Genomic DNA, 21,217 nt, shown 5'->3' with positions numbered 1-21,217 from the left:
TATTAGCGATCGCTCTCCAGGTGGGGTCATCTCACAAAATCGCATTGCTCCCAACTACCATTGCGTGAATTGTTTGCCAGATCAACAGTTGCCGAATTGGCGCAATCGATTGGGCAATTGCAGCAACAGGACTTGGAACTTTCTACACCATTCATTGCACAAAGGGCAGAGAATGCAGAAATACCACTATCTTATGCTCAACAGCGTCTTTGGTTTTTAGACCAGTTCGAGCCGAACAGTGCCTCATACAACATACCTTTAGCTTTGCGTCTAGTCGGAACACTTAATCAATTTGCCCTAGAACAAAGCTTGCATGAAATCATTGTTCGCCACGAAGGATTACGCACCAATTTCGTCACTGTTAATGGACAAGCTACTCAAATTATTCAAACACAAACGAATTGGACAGTTTCAGTTGTTAGCTTGAAGCATTTATCAACAACCGAACAAGAAATCGCTACACAGCAATTAGCGCAACAACAAGCTATTCAGCCTTTTGATCTGGCAAATCAAGCATTAGTTAGGGCGACATTAGTAGTCCTGTCCGAGACAGAACACATATTGTTAGTGTGTATGCACCATGTTGTCTCTGATGGCTGGTCAATGGGTGTGTTTCTCCAAGAACTAGCAGCACTGTACAACGCTTATTCTCAAGGTGAGCCGTCTCTACGAGACGCTACGCGAACACCTTTGGCACCACTGCCGATTCAGTATGCAGATTTTGCTATTTGGCAAAGACAATGGTTACAAGGAGGCGTACTACAAAGCCAACTAAGTTACTGGCAACAGCAACTCAAAGATGCACCAGCTTTATTGTCACTACCCACAGACCGACCTAGACCTGCTATACAGACTTTCGTTGGCGCACATCAAGAGTTTGCACTCTCACAGCGGCTCACTCAAGGATTGATAGAACTAAGTCAAAAGCAAGGTTGTACTCTCTTTATGACGCTGTTGGCAGCTTATGATACTCTGCTTTACCGCTACACAGGTGTGGCAGACATTTTGGTGGGATCTCCCATTGCTAACCGCGATCGCAGTGAGACAGAAGGGTTAATTGGCTTTTTTGTCAACACTTTAGTCATGCGTACTAACTTGGCAGGTAATCCGAGCTTTAGTGAATTACTGACTCGCGTTCGAGAAATGGCAATGGAGGCATACACTTATCAGAATTTGCCATTTGAAATGCTGGTGGAAGCATTGCAACCACAAAGAGACCTCAGTCATACACCACTGTTCCAAGTCATGTTTGCACTTCAAAATGTGCCTTTATCTGGAGTAGAGTTGGCTGGGTTAAGTGTCACTCCATTGATGCCAGAAAGTACAATTGCCAAATTTGACCTTACCTTACTAATGGAAAACACTGCTGATGGACTGGTGGGTGTATGGGAGTATAGCACTGACTTGTTTGATAGCAGCACAATTGAGCGTATGAGTGGGCATTTTGTGACATTGCTTGAAAGTATTGTTGCTAACCCAGAACAGCAAATCTCACAATTGCCCCTGCTGACACAAATTGAGCAGCAGCAGTTATTGGTTGAGTGGAACAATACTCAAGCTGATTATCCTCAAGATTTGTGCATCCATCAGTTGTTTGAGGAGCAAGCAGCGCGTACACCGGATGCTGTAGCTGTGGTTTATGAAAACCAACAATTGACTTACCAGCAGTTGAATAGTCGCGCAAATGAGTTAGGACATTACTTGCAGTCTTTGGGAGTCGGAGCAGATGTGCTGGTGGGTATTTGTGTGGAGCGATCGCTGTTGATGGTAGTAGGGTTACTTGGCATCCTCAAGGCAGGCGGAGCTTATGTACCACTTGATCCAGATTATCCACAAGATCGCTTAAGCTTCATGCTCGAAGATGCTCAATTGAGAGTGCTGCTGACACAACAGCAACTCAAACAAAAGTTGCCTCAGCATCAAGGACAGGTTGTATGTTTAGATACTGACTGGGAGCTGATTTCTCAATCCAGTCAGGATAATCCAATTACTACAGTGCAAGATAGTAACTTGGCTTATGTGATTTACACATCCGGTTCCACTGGCAAGCCCAAAGGAGCAATGAACACCCACTTGGGGATTTGCAATCGCCTGCTGTGGATGCAACAAGCTTATCAATTAACAGCACTAGATTGTATTTTACAGAAAACTCCTTTTAGCTTCGACGTTTCAGTTTGGGAGTTTTTGTGGCCATTAATCACTGGAGCGCGTTTAGTTGTGGCTAAACCAGGTGGACATCAAGATAGTGCTTACTTGGTCAACCTGATTTTAGAGCAGCAGGTGACAATAGTGCATTTTGTTCCTTCTATGCTCCAGGTTTTCTTAGAAGAACCAAGTCTGGAAAATTGCCGTAGCTTGAAACGAGTTATTTGTAGTGGTGAAGCTTTGCCTGTAGAACTTCAGGAGCGCTTTTTTGCTCGGTTAGACTGCGAATTGCACAATCTTTATGGACCAACAGAAGCGGCAATTGATGTCACCTACTGGCAATGCTTTCCGGATGCCAATTTTAGGACAGTACCAATTGGGCAGCCTATAGCCAACACACAAATCTACATTTTAGACGAGCATCTGCAACCAGTTCCTGTAGGTGTAGCCGGAGAATTGCATATTGGTGGTTTAGGGTTAGCAAGAGGCTACCTTAACCGTCCAGAGTTGACAAAAGAAAAATTCATCCTTAACCCTTTTAGTGATGAACCATATTCTCGACTTTATAAAACCGGGGACTTAGCACGTTATTTACCTGATGGCACAATTGAATACCTGGGACGAATTGACAACCAAGTAAAAATACGTGGTTTCCGCATTGAATTGGGAGAAATTGAGGCATTACTCAACCAACATGACGATGTGCAGGCATCTTGTGTTATTGCCCGCGAAGACAATCCAGGTGATAAGCGCCTAGTCGCCTACATAGTAGGAGATCAACAGCATTCACCTACAATCACCCAGTTGCGTCAGTTCCTCTCTAGTCAACTGCCACAATACATGATACCTCATGCTTTTGTGATGCTAGAGTCCCTGCCTCTTACTCCCAACGGCAAGGTAGACCGCCGCGCATTAAAAGCACCAGACTCTCGTGGAGAACTGGAAGTCAGTTTTGTAGCCCCACGCAATCAAATCGAAGAAATACTCGCGCAGATTTGGGCAGAAGTTCTGAGAGTAGAGCAAGTAGGCATTCACGATAACTTCTTTGAACTTGGCGGAGATTCTATTCTCAGTATTCAAATCATCAGTAGAGCAAAGCTTGCAGGATTGCAACTGACTCTCAAGCAATTATTTGCACATCAAACAATTGCAGAATTAGCCACAGTAGCAAACATAGCCAGTGTTATCCAAATAGAACAAGGTTTGGTGACAGGGAGATTACCTCTAACGCCGATTCAACACTGGTTTTTTGAGCAAAATTTACAACAGCCGCATCACTTTAATCAATCATTTCTGCTCTCAGTACCATCTGACCTCAAACCAGAGCTATTAAAGGAAGTATTGCAGCAATTGCTAGTACATCATGATGCTCTGCGCCTACGTTTTACACAGTCTGACTCTACTTGGCAGCAAATTCACTCTGCTGTGACTGATAGCGTTGCTTTCTCTAACGTAGACTTATCGGCACTCCCACAGAGTGAGCAACAAGCAGCCATTGAAGCTAGCGCAACTTGCTTACAGGCGAGTTTGAATCTGTCAGAGAATCTAGTGCAAGTTGCCTTTTTCCATCTGGGTATTGACAAAAGGGCGCGATTACTTATCGTTATCCATCACTTGGTAGTTGACGGCGTTTCTTGGCGAATTTTGTTAGAGGATTTGCAGACAGCATATCAGCAACTTGCTCAAAGTAAAGCCATTACATTTCCTGCCAAGACAACTTCTTTGAAAGATTGGTCTAACAAATTAACCGAATACGCACAGTCAGAAACTTTCAAATCCGAGGTGGCTTATTGGTTGAATGAATCTCGCGCCGCAGTTCCTCCTATGCCAGTTGATTATACACAAGGGGCAAACACTGTTGAAGCAGCTAGTGCAGTAACAGTGTCGTTAAATGAAGCACAAACTCGTGCTTTGTTACAAGATGTGCCAAAAGCTTACAACACTCAGATTAACGATGTGCTACTGACTGCTTTGGCTCTGGTTTTGAGCAGATGGACTAACTCAAGCTCTGTGCTGTTTAACTTAGAAGGTCATGGGCGAGAAGATATTATTGATGGTGTAGATTTGTCACGCAGTATCGGTTGGTTTACAACCATCTTCCCTGTACTTTTGGAACTGGGAGCAACAGAAAATCCAGCCGATGCCTTAAAATCTGTCAAAGAACAACTGCGGGCTATTCCCAATAAAGGAATTGGCTACGGCTTGTTGCGTTATCTAAGTCAGGATGCAGAAATCGCTGCCCAACTACAGGCATTACCACAAGCAGAAATCAGTTTTAATTATTTGGGTCAATTTGATCAACTTATCAATACATCTTCTTGGATGCAGCCAGCTAGTGAATCTGCGGGACACAGCCACAGTTTGCAAAACAACCGCGCTCATCTGTTAGATATCAACAGCGTTATTACTGAAGAACGGTTGCAAATAAATTGGGCTTACAGCAAAAATATCCACCAGCACGCCACAATCGAGAGTCTGGCGCAAGAATTTGTCAAGACATTGCTTGGACTAATTGCTCATTGTTCATCACCTGAGAGTGGAGGTTATACACCTTCAGATTTCTCGCTAGTCAAGCTCAATCAGCCACAAATAGACCAACTGTTGGCAAGTTTAGTATTCAAAAATCAATCAGGCAAAACTAACTCCAGAAATCTTGAAGATATTTACCCGCTCTCGCCAACACAACAGGGTATGCTGTTTGAGAGTTTGTACGCTCCAGATTCAGGAGTATATTTTCAGCAGTTAAGTTGCACTTTGACAGGTAAGTTGAACGTGGCAGCTTTTGAGCAAGCTTGGCAGCAAGTGGTAGCACAGCATTCTATCTTGCGGACTGCTTTTGTTTGGGAGCAATTAGCACAGCCACTTCAAGTAGTTTATCGGCAGGTGGATGTTAACCTCAACAGCCATGATTGGCAACATCTATCTACACAAGACCAACAACAGCAATTAGAGCTTTTGTTGCACTCACAGCGAAAACAAGGTTTCCAACTGTCTCAAGCACCACTGATGCACCTGAGCCTCATTCAATTGAGTGCAGATACTTATCAATTTATTTGGAGTTCTCATCACTTATTACTTGATGGCTGGTCGATGCCTTTGGTTTTCAAAGACTTATTGTACTTTTATCAAACAATTTCTCAGGGTGAAACTAAGACAGTTCAAGCAACTCAAAGCTACCGCGACTACATTGCTTGGCTACAGAAACAAGACTTAGCCCAAGCTGAACAATTTTGGAGAGAAAAACTCCAAGGTTTTACCGCACCCACTCCTTTAAGTGTTGATAAAAAACAATCATCAAACCGCAAAAAGTTAGATTCTAGCTATAGCGAACAACAAATTCAACTCACAGTGCAAGCGACAGCCGCAGTCCAGAGTTTTGTACGGAAGCATCAACTGACGATGAATAATCTGGTGCAAGCGACTTGGGCATTACTGCTGTGTCGCTACAGCCAAGAAACTGATGTAGTTTTTGGTGCTACTGTATCTGGTCGTCCGCCATCTATTGTCGGCATCGAGTCGATGGTGGGGCTATTTATCAACACCTTGCCGATGCGAGTTCAAGTTGGTGCAGATACCCAAGTGTTGGCTTTGTTGAAGGATTTACAGGCACAACAAGTTGAATCTGAGCAATATTCATATAGCTCATTGGTGGAGATTCAGGGTAAGAGTGAAATCAAGAGAGGAACGCCTTTGTTCGAGAGCATTGTTGTCTTCGAGAATTATCCAGTTGATGAGGCAGTGCAAGAACACAATTACAGTTTCTCTATAGACAAGATTCACGCCATTGAACAAACTAATTATCCTCTGACTGTAATTGCTGCTGTTGGTAAGCAATTGTTGGTGAAGATTAGCTACGATATTAGCCGCTTTGATGATGCAACAATTACTCGCTTGTTAGGACATTTCCAAATATTGCTTGAGGGAATTGTTGCTAACCCACAGCAGAGGATTTTGCAATTGCCTATGCTGTCACAGACAGAGCAACAGCAGTTATTAGTTGAATGGAACGATACTCAAGTAGATTATCCACTAGATAAGTGTATACATCAGTTGTTTGAGGAGCAAGCAGCGCGTACACCCGATGCTGTAGCAGTGGAGTTTGAAAATCAACAACTGACTTACCAGCAGTTGAATAGTCGCGCTAACCAGTTGGCGCATTACCTGAAGTCTTTGAGAGTGTCCGCAGATGTACTGGTGGGTATTTGTGTGGAGCGCTCCATAGAAATGGTTGTAGGGTTACTGGGCATTCTCAAGGCGGGTGGGGCTTATGTGCCAATTGACCCGAACTACCCACAAGAGCGAATTCGTTTCATGCTGCAAGATTGTGGGGCAAGGGTTTTGCTCACCCATAGTCAACTCAATTTGGGGGCTGGGGATTGGGGATCAGGGACTGGGAATAAAGAAACTTTTCCGCAATCCCCTTTGATACTGTATTTAGATCGCGATAATTTTGCCAACCAACCTACAGAGAACCCCAGTAGGCACAGTCAACCCGATGATTTAGCTTATGTAATCTACACATCAGGCTCTACAGGGCAACCCAAAGGGGTACAACTACTGCATCGGGGTTTAAGTAATTATTTACACTGGGCTAAAGAGTACTACGCGGTAGCACAAGGACGAGGTACACCTGTGCAGTCTTCCCTGAGCTTTGATGCAACTATTACCTCCCTGTACCTGCCGCTAATTTGTGGGCGTACCACTATCTTGGTCAGAGAAAAACAAGAGTTGGAGCTTCTCGCAGACATTGTTAAACAAAACAATCATCTATCGCTCGTCAAAATCACACCTTCGCATCTGGAAATCCTGAATCAGCAAATTGAGCCTGAGACCATGCCGAATCGGGTCAATGCCTTTGTTTTAGGCGGTGAGGCATTACATGCTAACCAAATAATTCCCTGGTTGACTCATGCTCCTGATACCCGCCTGATTAACGAATATGGGCCGACAGAAGCGGTTGTGGGGTGTTGTGTCTACGAAGCGACTGGAAAAATGGATTTAGTTGGCGATTTATTAATCGGACGGCCAATTGCCAATGTACGTATTTACATTTTAGACAACCAAAACCAACTCCTGCCTCCCGGTATTCCTGGAGAACTTTGTATTGCCGGGGCTGGTTTAGCCCGTGGCTATCTCAACCGTCCCGAACTCACAGCTGAAAAATTCATCGAACTCGACTTATTTGGTAAACAAGAACGAATCTACAAAACTGGAGATTTAGCAAGATGGTTGCCTGATGGGAATCTTGAATACCTGGGACGTATTGACAACCAAATAAAAATTCGCGGTTTCCGCATAGAGCTGGGAGAAATTGAGGCATTACTGAACCAACATGACGATGTGCAGGCATCTGTAGTCACCGTCCGCGAAGATACCCCAGGTGATAAACGCTTAGTTGCCTACGTCGTGCCGCATCAGCATACACCCACAATCAATGAACTGCGGCAATTCCTGAAAGCAAAGCTACCAGACTACATGGTACCAAACGCTTTTGTGATGTTGGAGTCAATGCCACTCACTCCCAACGGTAAAGTAGACCGTCGCGCTTTACCCGCACCAGATTTACACAGTGAAGGCACGGAAAAATATGTAGCCCCGCGCACCCCTATAGAAGAGACGCTGGCACAAATTTGGTCACAAGTGCTGAAAGTAGAGCAAGTAGGCATACACGATAACTTCTTTGAACTTGGGGGACACTCGCTACTAGCAACACAAATATTTTCACGCATCCGCGATCGCTTTAAAGTCCAACTTCCTTTACACGAATTGTTCAATACCCCGACTATAGCTGAATTAGCGCCATCAATCGGCAAGTTACAGCAACAAAACTCAGACCTAACTGTTCCACGCATTCTACCAAGGAGCAAAAGATGATGACTGAAGAATTACCCCTATCTTATGCTCAACAGCGTTTGTGGTTTTTAGACCAGTTAGAGCCGAACAGTGCTATATACAACATCCCCTTAGCTTTGCGTCTAGTGGGAAATCTCAATCGGGCTGCTTTAGAACAAAGCTTTCAAGAAATTATCGATCGCCATGAAGCCTTACGCACTAATTTCATTACTGTTGATGGAAAACCTTGTCAAATCATTCAAACGCAAATTAATTGGACAGTTTCAGTTGTTGAGTGCGAACATCTGCCACCAAGCGAACAAGAAATCGCTACACAGCAATTAGCGCAACAACAAGCGATTCAGCCTTTTGACTTGGCAGAGGGAGCATTAATCAGGGCAACATTAATTGTGCTGTCTAAGGCAGAACACATATTGTTACTGTGTATGCACCATATTGTCTCTGATGCCTGGTCATTGGGTGTGTTTGTCCAAGAACTAGCAACACTGTACAACGCTTATTCTCAAGGTGAGCCGTCTCTACGAGACGCTACGCGAACACCTTTAACACCACTGCCGATTCAGTACGCAGATTTTGGTATCTGGCAAAGAGAGTGGTTGCAAGGAGAGGTACTGCAAAATCAAATCTCGTACTGGCAACAACAACTAAAAGATGCACCAGCCTTGTTGTCCCTACCCACAGACCGACCAAGACCTGCTGTGCAGACTTTCGCTGGCGCAATTCAAGAGTTTGCACTCTCAGTTGAGTTAAGTAATCAGCTGACACAACTGAGCCAGAAACAAGGGGTGACTTTGTTCATGACACTTTTGGCAGCCTTTGATACCCTACTTTACCGCTACACAGGACAATTAGACATTTTGGTAGGGTCTGCGATCGCAAACCGCGAACACAGTGAAATTGAAGGGTTAATTGGCTTTTTTGTCAATACTTTAGTGTTGCGTACTGACTTATCAGGCAACCCCAGTTTTAGCGAGTTACTCTCTCGCGTTCGGCAAATAGCTCTAGGAGCTTATGCTCATCAAGAGTTGCCATTTGAAATGCTAGTTGAGGCATTACAACCAGAACGGGATCTCAGCCATCCACCACTATTCCAGGTGATGTTTGTCCTCCAAAATGCGCCCATGTCTGGAGTAGAGCTTGCTGGTTTAACTATCAGTTCATTGAGCGCCCAAAGCACAATTGCTAAGTTTGATTTAACTTTATCAATGCACAACTCAAGTGCTGGACTAGTGGGGATATGGGAATATAACACTGACTTATTTGATGCCAGCACAATTGAGCGTATGAGTGGGCATTTTGTGACATTGCTCTCAGGTATTGTTGCTAACCCTATTGAGCGGATTTCGCAATTGCCTTTGCTGTCAGAGAAAGAGCAACAGCAGTTATTAGTTGAATGGAACAATACTCAAGCAGATTATCCTGTTGATAAGTGTATTCATCAGTTGTTTGAGGAGCAATCTTTGAGTACCCCGGATGCTATAGCTGTAGTATTTGAAAATCAACAACTGACTTACCACCAATTGAATTGTCGCGCTAATTATTTAGCTCATTATTTACAGTCTTTGGGTATAAAACCAGATACGCTGGTGGGTATTTGTGTGGAACGCTCAATAGAAATGGTGGTGGGACTGTTGGGGATTCTCAAGGCAGGCGGAGCTTATGTACCACTTGATCCAGAGTATCCTACTGAGCGTTTGGCTTTCATGTTAGAAGATGCTCAAGTTTCTATACTGTTGACTCAACAGCGACTTATTGACAGACTTCCTGAGCATCAAGCCAAACTTATCTGTTTAGATGAAGCTTGGGGACAAATTGCCCAAAACAATCAAGATAACCCAATCAGTGGAGTCAAAGCTTTTCATCTAGCTAATCTGATTTACACTTCAGGATCTACAGGTAAACCTAAAGGTGTCATGGTTGAGCATAAGGGATTATGCAACCTAGCCCAAGCTCAGATTCAAACTTTTGGCTTGACTTCGGATAGCCGCGTTCTTCAGTTTGCCTCCTTCAGTTTTGATGCTTCCATCTCAGAAATTTTGATGGCTTTGGGTTCAGGTGCAACGCTGTATGTGGGAACAAAAGACTCTCTACTACCAGGGAAGCCATTAATTGAGCAATTAAGCGATCGCAGCATTACTCATATCACCCTACCACCATCGGCGTTAGCAGTTATGCCTGGGTCGGAACTGCCGACATTGCAAACAATAATTGTAGCGGGAGAAGCTTGTTCATCTGAATTAATCAGACAATGGTCTGCTGGCAGAAACTTCTTCAATGCCTACGGGCCAACAGAAGCTAGTGTCTGTGCCACAATCGCAAAATGCACTGATGACGACGATAAAATATCTATTGGTCGAGCGATCGCTAACGCCCAGGTTTATATTTTAGATGAATATCTGCAACCAGTACCGATTGGTGTACCAGGTGAATTGCACATTGGTGGTACTGGTTTATCACGAGGCTACCTTAATCGTCCAGAGTTGACACAAGAGAAATTCATACCCAATCCCTTCGGTCGAAGCAGGGGAGCATGGGAGCAGGGGAGCAGAGGAGCAGAAATTCTTCCTAATTCCCAATCCCCATTGCCCCTAATCCCCAGAGGGGGCCCCGAGTTCCCCAGTCCCCGACTTTATAAAACCGGAGATTTAGCACGTTATTTACCAGATGGCAACATTGAATACCTGGGACGCATCGACAATCAGGTAAAAATTCGGGGCTTCCGCATCGAGTTGGGAGAAATTGAAGAATTACTGAACCAACATAGCGATGTGCAGGCAGTTTCTGTTATTGCCCGCGAAGATAATCCCGGTGATAAACGCTTAGTTGCCTACGTGGTAGGACATAAACAACATCCACCTACAATTAACCAGTTAAGATCCTTCCTCTCTAGTCAACTGCCACAATACATGATACCTCATGCTTTTGTGATGCTAGAGTCTTTACCTCTGACTCCCAACGGCAAGGTAGACCGTCGCGCATTGAAAGCACCAGACTCTCGTGAGGGACTGGAAATAAGTTTTGTCGCCCCGCGTAGCCCAATTGAAGAAATACTGACGCAAATTTGGACACAAGCGCTGAAAGTAGACCAAGTGGGTATATATGATAACTTCTTTGAACTTGGGGGACACTCACTGCTAGCAACGCAACTAGTTTCACGTATCCGCAACATTTTCAAAGTGGAACTACCATTGCGTGAGTTCTTTGCCAGAAAAACAGTTGCCGAATTGGCGCAAGTGATTGGGCAATTACAGCAACAAAACTTAGAACTGGTTTCCCCACCCATCTTACCAAGGGCAGAGAATGCAGAATTACCACTGTCTTATGCTCAACAGCGTCTTTGGTTTTTAGACCAGTTCGAGCCAAACAGTGCCATATACAACATTCCTATGGCTTTGCGTCTAGTCGGAACACTTAATCAAGTTGCCTTAGAACAAAGCTTGTATGAAATCATTAATCGCCACGAAGCCTTACGCACCAACTTTGTGATAGTTGATGGAAAACCTTCTCAACTTATTCAAACACAAACGAATTGGACAGTTTCAGTTGTTGACTTGAAGCATTTATCAACAACTGAACAAGAAATTGCTACACAGCAATTAGCGCAACAACAAGCTAATCAACCGTTTGACTTAGCAAACCAAGCATTAGTTAGGGCAACATTAATTGTGCTGTCTGAGACAGAACACGTCTTGAGTGTATGTATGCACCATATTGTCTCTGATGCTTGGTCAATGGGTGTGTTTATCCAAGAATTAGCAGCACTATACAACGCTTATTCTCAAGGTGAGCCGTCACCTTTAACACCACTGCCGATTCAGTACGCGGATTTTGGCATCTGGCAAAGAAATTGGTTGCAAGGAGAGGTACTGCAAACTCAAATCTCGTACTGGCAACAACAACTAAAAGCTGCACCAGCCTTGTTGTCACTACCCACAGATCGGCCCAGAGGATCTGTGCAGACTTTCGCTGGTGGACATCAAGAGTTTGCACTCTCAGTTGAGTTAAGCAATAAGCTGACAAAACTGAGCCAGGAGCAAGGGGTTACTTTGTTCATGACGTTGTTGGCAGCGTTTGATACCCTACTTTACCGCTACACAGGTACGGAAGATATTTTGGTGGGTTCGCCAATTGCAAACCGTAATTGTAGTGAAATTGAAGGGTTAATTGGCTTTTTTGTCAATACTTTAGTGTTACGTACTGACTTATCAGGCGATCGCAGTTTTAACGAATTACTGGGTCGCGTTCGATTGATGGCAATGGATGCTTATGCTCATCAGGATTTACCTTTTGAAATGCTGGTAGAAGTATTGCAGCCAGAACGGGATCTCAGTCATACACCACTTTTCCAAGTCATGTTTGCCCTCCAGAATGTGCCTATGTCTGAGATAGAGCTTGCTGACTTAACTATCAGTTCTTTACCAGTAGAAAGCGCAACTGCCAAGTTTGATTTGTTTTTATCAATACAGAACACTGTTAATGGACTGGTGGGTGTATGGGAATATAACACTGACTTATTTGATGCCAGCACAATTGAACGGATGACTGGACATTTTGTGACATTGCTTGAAAGTATTATTACTAACCCAGAGCAGCGAATTTCTCAATTACCACTGCTGTCACAGACAGAGCAACAAAAGTTACTACTTGAATGGAACGACACTCAGGCGGATTATCCACTTGATTTGTGCATCCATCAGTTATTTGAGCAGCAGTGTTTAAGTACACCTAATGCTGTAGCTGTTGTGTTTCAAGATCAACAACTCACTTACCAGCAGTTAAACTGCCGTGCTAACCAGTTGGCGCACTACCTGAAGTCTTTGGGAGTGTCCGCAGATGTGCTGGTGGGTATTTGTGTAGAACGCTCAATAGAAATGGTGGTGGGATTGTTGGGCATTCTCAAGGCAGGTGGGGCTTATGTGCCACTTGATCCAAACTACCCTCAAGAGCGTTTGGCTTTCATGTTAGAAGATGCTCAAGTTTCAGTGTTGCTAACCCAGCAGTCACTCCTCGACAGACTGCCCCAGCATCAAGCAAAACTTGTTTGTTTGGATACTGACACTCAACTGATTTCTCAGTCGAGTCAGGACAATCTTATCTCTGGTGTACAAGCAACTAATTTAGCTTATGTAATTTATACCTCTGGTTCTACAGGTCAACCTAAAGGTGTAGCCATGAATCAGCTTGCTCTTTGCAATCTGATTCTGTGGCAACTGCAAAATAATACAATTTCTACTGGAGCAAAAACGCTGCAATTTGCTCCTATTAGTTTTGATGTCTCCTTCCAAGAAATCTTCACTACCTGGTGTTCTGGAGGCACATTATTCTTAATTGGGGAGGAATTGCGGCGAGATACATCAGCTTTGTTAGGTTTTCTCCAACAAAAAGCTGTTGAGAGACTATTTGTTCCCTTTGTTGCTTTACAGCAACTAGCTGAAATCGCTGTTGGGAGTGAATTAGTTAATAGTCATCTGAGGGAAATCATTACTGCTGGGGAACAGTTGCAGATTACTCCGGCGATTTCTCAATGGTTAAGCAAATTAAATGATTGTACTTTGCACAATCATTATGGGCCATCGGAGAGCCATGTAATCATCACTTTTACTTTGGCTGATCCAGTAGAGGCTTGGCCGCTACTGCCTCCGATTGGTCGTCCCATTGCGAACACGCAAATTTACATTTTAGATAAGTATCTACAGCCTGTACCCGTGGGTGTAGCAGGAGAATTGCACATTGGTGGTGTCTCTTTGGCGCGAGGCTATCTCAACCGAAGGGAGTTAACACAAGAAAAATTTATCCCTAATCCTTTTAAAAGAAGCAGGGGAGCAGAAATTCTTCCTAATTTCCAGTCCCTAGCCCCCAGTCCCCGGCTTTACAAAACAGGGGATTTAGCCCGCTATTTACCGGATGGCAACATTGAATACCTGGGACGCATTGACAATCAAGTTAAGGTGCGAGGCTTCCGCATTGAATTGGGAGAAGTTGAAGCAGTACTGAGCCAGCATGGAGATGTGGAGGGATGTTGTATCATCGCCCGCGAAGATACGCCGGGTGATAAACGCCTAGTTGCCTATGTGGTAGCACATCAGCACTGTACACCCACAATCAATGAACTGCGGCAATTCCTGAAAGCAAAGCTACCAGACTACATGGTGCCAAGCGCTTTTGTGATGTTGGAGTCAATGCCACTAACTCCTAGCGGCAAAGTAGACCGCCGTGCATTGCCTGCACCGGATTTACACAGCAGCAATTCAGATAAATATGTTGCTCCACGCAACCAAGTAGAACTGGAACTAACGCAAATCTGGTCAAGAATTTTGAAAGTTGACAAGGTGGGAGTAAAAGATAATTTCTTTGACCTTGGGGGTCACTCTCTTTTAACTCCTTACTTAATGGCTCAAATTAAAAAGCAGTTTGGTAAAGATATTGCGATCGCCAGCCTTTACCAAAATCCAACTATTGAACAATTGGCAACAATTGTACCATTCGATTCAGATTCTAAGAGTGGATCTCCCTTAGTAGCACTTCAGCCGCACGGTTCTAAGCCACCTTTGTTTTGTCTTCCAGGGGCTGCGGGCTATCCCTTTTACTTGTATGATTTAGCCCGTTGTCTGGGTTCAGACCAACCGTTTTACAGTTTCCAAGCAATTGCTCCTGGTGAAGGAGGAGAACTAATTACCCAAGTTGAGGATGTAGCCGCCCGTTATATTCAAGCACTCTTAGTTGTTCAACCGCAGGGGCCGTATTTTTTGGCAGGGCATTCTTTTGGCGGTAAATTAGCCTTTGAAATGGCGCAGCAGTTACTTCGTAAAGGTCACAAGGTTGCTTTAGTTGCCATTCTTGATACTACAGCACCGTTTCATCAGAAAAATCCATCAGCTTTTGATTTGGATAACACTAAATGGTTGGCTGAATTAGCAAACACAATCGAAGTTGTTTACGGCAAAAAGATGGATTGTTCTGTTGATACTCTTCAATCTATGGTTTGGGAAGATCAGCTGAAATACGTTCTAGAAAGGTTAAAAACTGCTGATATCTTACCTCCTGACGATGAAATTACGCAGCTTAATAATATGGTGCAACTGCTCAAAGCTAACGCTGTAGTGAATTATGTACCACAAGAGGTTTATCCAAACAAAATTACTCTCTTACGCGCCAAGGAGAATATCGTCAAGGTTGATGAATCTAATAGTGAAGTATCTTCTGAGATTTCGCAGAATTTGCATTGGGGCTGGAGCAAATTTTCTGCCGAACCAGTGGATATTCATTTTGTCCCAGGTAATCATGTGACGATGATGAATCTGCCCCACGTTCAGGTCTTAGCGGAAAAGTTGGAAGCTTGCATTGAGAAAGCACAAGAAGTTACAGGCGATGGATATGAACCTGAGAGGATGTCTGAAAAGTTTTTTTTGTATACACCTAACCCTTCGAGATCCCCCTAAATTCCCCTTTTAAAGGGGGACTTAAGAATCTTATTTCCCCCTTTTTTAAGCGGGTGTAGGGGGGATCAACAAATATTTGATACTTCTCAGACATCCTCTGAATTTGATAATCAGATTCGCCCTCTCAAGTTCTTATCTAACCCGCATCCTGTAGATATTAAGTGAGTTCATTTGAGTTGAAATTTCAATATAAGGAAATGTATTATGACTGCTACCTCTAACCAGATTAAATCCAAGATTTGGGACAAAAAGCAAGAGTATCCTTTAACTACAGAGTCTTTAAAAATGCTCTTGGAAAACCAAATTCCTTTAATTCGGCTAAAAGAATTTGCTACACCCCAAGAGTGTGAAATGTTAGTTGATCAAGCTCAATTGTTCAACTTTGACTGCTATCAAGATGTGAATCCGAAGATTGAGCGAATTGGTATCACAGTGTTTGAATATAATCGCATTAGTAAAGCAGCTTATTTTCAAGCAGTAGAACGCACAACTAAATTAAGAGACTGCATTATGGCAGCCTCTTTCAATCCATTAGAACGCTTAATGGTGAAAATCCGAGAGTGTACAGGCGCGACTGTGCGAATTGCTTCGGAACCATTCTATGGTGGTTATTATGCAGGACTGATCAGAAAAATAGAGCAGGGTACTCAACTTCATATTGATTATGCCCCGTTAGAACAATCGGAATGGGAAATTGGTACAGTTATTTATCAACTTTCCTGGAATTTGTACTTGAAATGTTCTCCCAACAATCATGGCAAAACACGTATTTACGATCGCCAGTGGCAACCAGGAGATGACCAATATAAACTCGATTCCTACGGCTATGGTGATACAGTAATTGCAGATGCAGACATGATCGCCTTCCAACCTTATGTAGGAGATGTGTTCATTTTCAATACACGCAATTTTCACACTGTTGAACCGATGGATGGACAACGTGTAACTTTCACCTCTGCGATGGGATTACTTCCTAACGGTGAAATTATTTTGTGGTCTTGAATGTGATAGATAACTAAGAAGCAGGAAGCAATTTGGTAAATATAGTGAGGAAGTAATTCATGCCCTTAGCAGCTGTGATGACTGCACCTAATCAACCAGTTGAAGTCCAAGAATTACCAGACCCGATTCTGGAAAAGGGTGGAATTATTCTTGAAACCTTATATTCTGAGGTTTGTGGAACTGATGTACATTTACTACATGGGCGTTTAGAGGGAGTACCCTATCCCATCATCCCTGGACACTTCTCAGTTGGTCGTGTGGTGGAAACAGGTGGATCAGTTAGTGATGTCAATGGTAAATTAATTCAGCCTGGAGCGATCGCTACTTTTTTAGATGTCCACGAAACCTGTTACAACTGCTGGTATTGTCTAGTAGCCAAAGCATCCACTCGCTGTCCAAAACGCAAAGTTTATGGTGTCACCTACTCAGCCAAAGATGGGTTACTAGGTGGTTGGTCTCAACTGATTTACCTCAAACCAGGGGTGAAAGTTCTCACTCTACCCGAAGAAGTCTCACCAAAGCAATTCATTGCTGGCGGATGTGCTTTACCAACTGCACTACACGCTATCGACCGAGCGCAGATTCAAATTGGTGATGTTGTCGTGGTTCAGGGTTCTGGGCCTGTGGGTTTGAGTGTGGCAATTCTAGCTTTGCTCTCAGGTGCGGGTAAAGTGATTGTCATTGATAAATTTGAAAGCCGATTAGTAGTTGCCAAATCCTTCGGTGTCGATGAAACCTTAGTAATTAAGGCTGATGATCCACGACAACATATTGAGCGAGTTTTGGAATTGACAAACGGACACGGTGCTGATGTCACTATTGAAGCCACAGGTATTCCCATTGCTGTCAAAGAAGGCTTGAATATGACCAGAAATGGTGGCCGCTATGTTATTGTCGGGCATTACACAAACACGGGTGAGATTCTCATCAATCCCCACCTAGAAATTAATTTAAAACATATTGATATTCGCGGAACTTGGGGAATTGATTTCAGCCATTTTTACAGAATGATTGAATTACTAAAACGTCATAGTGATCCCAGTAAAAATATTGCTTGGTCAAGCATAATTAGCCGTTCATACACACTACAAGAGATTAATCAAGCGCTGGCAGATGTAGAGCAAGGCTCTGTATTAAAAGCTGTGATTCAGCCCAATTTATCTTAATGCCAACGATATATCAAATGACTTAGATAATCGGGAGAAAATATGCTCACAGATTTACAAATTGCTTTTATCGGCGGTGGTACGATGGGCGAAATAATCGTTACTAGATTGTTATCAACAAAAATTGTTCCAAAACCCGATCTAATTATAGTCAGCGATCCAGTTTCTGCGCGATGCTTGCATTTAGAAAGGGAATATGGAGTACGTACTACAACCTGCAATATAGAAGCGGTGCAAGGCGCGTCTATTGTGATATTGGCGGTGAAACCGCAGGTTTTGGCAGAGGTTCTGGCTATGCTTAAGGGTAAAATTTCACCTGATGCTTTAGTAATTAGTATTGTGAGTGGAGCGAGTATTACATCTCTGTGCGAAGGGTTGAATCATTCTGCTGTTGTTCGTACAATGCCGAATATTGCAGTACAAGTTGGTCATGGGACTACGGTGTGGAGTGCATCGTCAAGTGTGACAGAAATACAGCGATCGCACGCTCAAGTCATTTTACAAGCATTAGGCAAGGAATTTACTACTCAAAATGAACATTACCTTGATATGGCAACGGCGTTGAGTAGCGCGGGAACCGGATTTGTGTTTCTGTACATCGAAGCGATGATTGATGCTGGGGTTCATATGGGTTTAACTCGGACACAAGCCGAAGAACTAACATTGCATACGATTGGTGGTAGTGTAGAACTGATGTTGCAGACTCATGAACATCCAGCAGTCTTACGAAACAAGGTAACTAGTCCTGGGGGAGTGACTGCTGCTGGTCTTTACGAGTTAGAAAAAGGTGGTATGCGAACTGTGATCTCTAATGCAGTGCTTGCTGCTTTGAGCCGCACTCAACAATTAGGTAATATGAGTTGAAAAATTAGCGCTGAGTGGGGTTACTCATTCGGTACTTATTAGTGATTATTCAGCACTAATAAGTATTAAAGTTGATAAAAGATTTTAATTTATTTCTCAAAGATGCCAACCCAAGTTGTTCAAGCTCAACCCTCAAGAAATGTTTTTTCAGATTTTACCCAATTCTGGGAAAATGTCAAAGCGATCGCTGGCCCTTACTGGTATCCAACAAAGCCAGGAGAAAGAGCATTCTCAGACGTAATTCGTGCATGGGGAATGCTGATTCTCCTAATATTACTAATAATTGGATTTGTAGGTGTCACTGCTTTTAATAGTTTTCTTAATCGCTACCTCGTCGATATCATACTTCAAGAAAAAGATTATTCTAAGTTTATTAATAGCATATCATTTTATGCTGCTGGACTTGTCTTGGTAACGCTTTTGTTAGGATTTTCTAAATTTGTTAGAAAACAAATTGCTCTTGATTGGTATCAATGGCTTAATAATCAAATTTTAGATAAATATTTAAGCAATCGTGCTTATTATAAAATTAATTTTAGAACTGATGTTGATAACCCAGATCAACGTTTATCCCAAGAAATTGAACCAATTACCAGTAATGCCCTCAATTTTTCAGCTACTTTCCTAGAAAAAGTACTGGAAATGATAACTTTTGCAATAATTATCTGGTCAATTTCCCAACAGATTGCTATTGCTCTGATTATTTATACGATTATGGGCAATTTCATTGCTGTCTACTTAAATCAAGAATTAAATAGTATTAATCAAGCGGAAATTGAATCTAAAGCTGACTATAATTACTGCCTAACTCATGTTCGCAATCATGCTGAATCGATAGCTTTTTTTCGGGGAGAGAAACAGGAATTAAATATAATTGAGCGCCGATTTAATAAGCTGATAAAAAATAATAAACGCAAGATTGATTGGGAGAGAAATAGAGACATTTTTAACAGAGCATATCAGGTTGCTATCGAACTTTTTATGTTATTTATACTTGCGCCTTTATATATTCAAGGTAAAATTGATTTCGGACAAGTTGGACAAGCTAGTGTCGCTAGCTTTATGTTTGCTACTGCTTTGGGAGAACTAATAACTGCATTTGGCACTTCTGGAAATTTTTCGAGTTACGTTGAGCGTTTAGCTGAGTTTTCAGATGCCTTAGAAGAAGTCACCAAACAACCAGAGAATGTTAGTACCATTAAAATAATAGAAGAAAATCATTTTGCTTTTGAGCATGTCACCTTACAAACGCCCAACTATGAGCAGGTAATCGTTGAAGACTTGTCACTGTCTGTTCAACCGGGAGAAGGTTTATTGATTGTTGGGCCGAGTGGTCGAGGTAAAAGTTCTCTATTGAGAGCGATCGCAGGTTTGTGGAACGCGGGGACTGGTCGTTTAGTGCGACCTCCTTTAGAAGAAGTCTTATTCCTACCCCAACGTCCTTATATCATTTTGGGAACTTTGCGTGAACAGTTACTTTACCCTAATACTAATCGTCAGATTAGCGATGCGGAACTCAAAGAGGTTCTACAACAAGTTAATCTGCAAAACTTGCTAAGTCGAGTCGATGGCTTCGATACAGAAGTTCCTTGGGAAAACATATTATCATTGGGAGAACAACAACGCCTTGCTTTTGCACGACTAATAGTTACTCATCCTAGCTTCACTATATTAGACGAAGCAACGAGTGCTTTGGATTTGAAAAATGAAGGAAGTTTATATCAACAGTTACAAGAGACGAAAACAACATTTATCAGTGTCGGGCATCGGGAAAGCCTGTTTGATTATCATCAATGGGTTTTGGAACTTTCACAAGATTCGAGTTGGCAACTTGTGACAGTGCAGGATTATCGGACTCGAAAAGCAATTGTCACTATTCCTCCCATAAATCCTCAAATAAAAATAGATGATTCGTCTCAAAATAAATCCCTAATTAAAGCAGAAATAAGCACAGTCGAAGGATTTTCTCACAAGGAAATGAATGCATTAACATCCTATTCCATTACTACTATTAGAAGTAAGGCAAGTAAAGGGGAATCTATTACTACTAGAGACGGCTTTACCTATCGCTATGATAAAGATCCGAAGGTGCTGAAATGGGTAATAGTTTAGCAGCTACCTCTACTTTTTAAGTTTTCCTACACTCCGATTTTGGTGATAGTTCCTAATAAGCTATGGCGGTTCCCATGTAGATGCAGTACAACATCATAATGGCAAGGTGTAGGGGCATGGCAGTGCCCATTGGTGTCAACTTAAGCCTTGGCGAATAGAATTCGCGGCTACACAGGCGTTCGCGTAGTGTCTCGCAGAGAAGTTGCCTGGTGCGGACTAAGGTCAAATTAAGGATTTGAAACCCAGGTCGGTGGGTAAAGCCTCGTGTAGCCAAGGTTTCTAACCGCCCATTTCACGTTAAGTTGACACTTATGGGCACTGCCGTGCCCCTACAGGTGTACTTCACGCTTGTGGGGAAACGCTATAAAAAACATATACAGCGTATTTCAGGTAAATGAACGTCAGTTCGGGTTAAACCGATTTTCTGTGCTATTTCTACACAGGAATGGAGGTTTCAGCCAACGATATAATCAATGTCTCAGCTGATCCCGAACTGAGGTTAAATAGAATTGAGAATTAAGGAGTGGTAATTATAACTTAGAATAGACTCTATGCCTAGCTTTGAGACATAAATAGTGTACTTCACACTTCTTGAAATCTGCTGTAATTAATAACTATATAAATTTCAAAAGCTAA

At 42.8% G+C, this 21,217-nt stretch carries 6 protein-coding genes; all 6 read left to right on the top strand.

The window, feature by feature from the left end:
• Window positions 1-132: 132 nt before the first annotated feature.
• The 6 genes from IQ276_RS41045 (at window position 133) to IQ276_RS27525 (ending at window position 20,581) form a co-directional block, all read left to right on the top strand.
• The gene (locus IQ276_RS41045; protein ID WP_373690630.1) at window positions 133-8,019 is read left to right on the top strand and encodes a non-ribosomal peptide synthetase; all 7,887 of its coding nucleotides are present in this window, start codon (window positions 133-135) and stop codon (window positions 8,017-8,019) included.
• Window positions 8,016-15,437, top strand: a complete 7,422-nt coding sequence (locus IQ276_RS41040; RefSeq protein ID WP_373690601.1) for a non-ribosomal peptide synthetase — start codon at window positions 8,016-8,018, stop codon at window positions 15,435-15,437. The genes IQ276_RS41045 and IQ276_RS41040 overlap by 4 nt, the downstream gene beginning before the upstream one ends.
• A 204-nt stretch (window positions 15,438-15,641) precedes the next feature.
• Entirely contained in the window at window positions 15,642-16,439 is a 798-nt protein-coding gene (locus IQ276_RS27540; RefSeq protein ID WP_193913973.1) for a 2OG-Fe(II)-dependent halogenase WelO5 family protein, read from the top strand.
• A gap of 59 nt (window positions 16,440-16,498) precedes the next feature.
• Window positions 16,499-17,605: a zinc-binding dehydrogenase gene (locus tag IQ276_RS27535; RefSeq protein WP_190882722.1), complete on the top strand. Its 1,107-nt coding sequence runs from the start codon at window positions 16,499-16,501 to the stop codon at window positions 17,603-17,605.
• Window positions 17,606-17,647: 42 nt separating this feature from the next.
• Entirely contained in the window at window positions 17,648-18,469 is an 822-nt protein-coding gene (proC, locus tag IQ276_RS27530; RefSeq protein WP_193913974.1) for a pyrroline-5-carboxylate reductase, read from the top strand.
• A gap of 102 nt (window positions 18,470-18,571) precedes the next feature.
• Window positions 18,572-20,581 carry an ABC transporter ATP-binding protein/permease gene (locus tag IQ276_RS27525; protein ID WP_193913975.1) on the top strand — a complete coding sequence of 670 codons (2,010 nt, stop codon included), beginning with the start codon at window positions 18,572-18,574 and terminating at the stop codon, window positions 20,579-20,581.
• Window positions 20,582-21,217 lie beyond the last annotated feature (636 nt).

It is taken from the genome of Desmonostoc muscorum LEGE 12446 (genome assembly GCF_015207005.2).
In the GTDB taxonomy this organism is placed as follows: domain Bacteria; phylum Cyanobacteriota; class Cyanobacteriia; order Cyanobacteriales; family Nostocaceae; genus Nostoc; species Nostoc muscorum.
The sequence above is the reverse complement of the archived record's forward strand: the minus strand, read 5'-3'. Positions and strand labels throughout refer to the sequence as shown.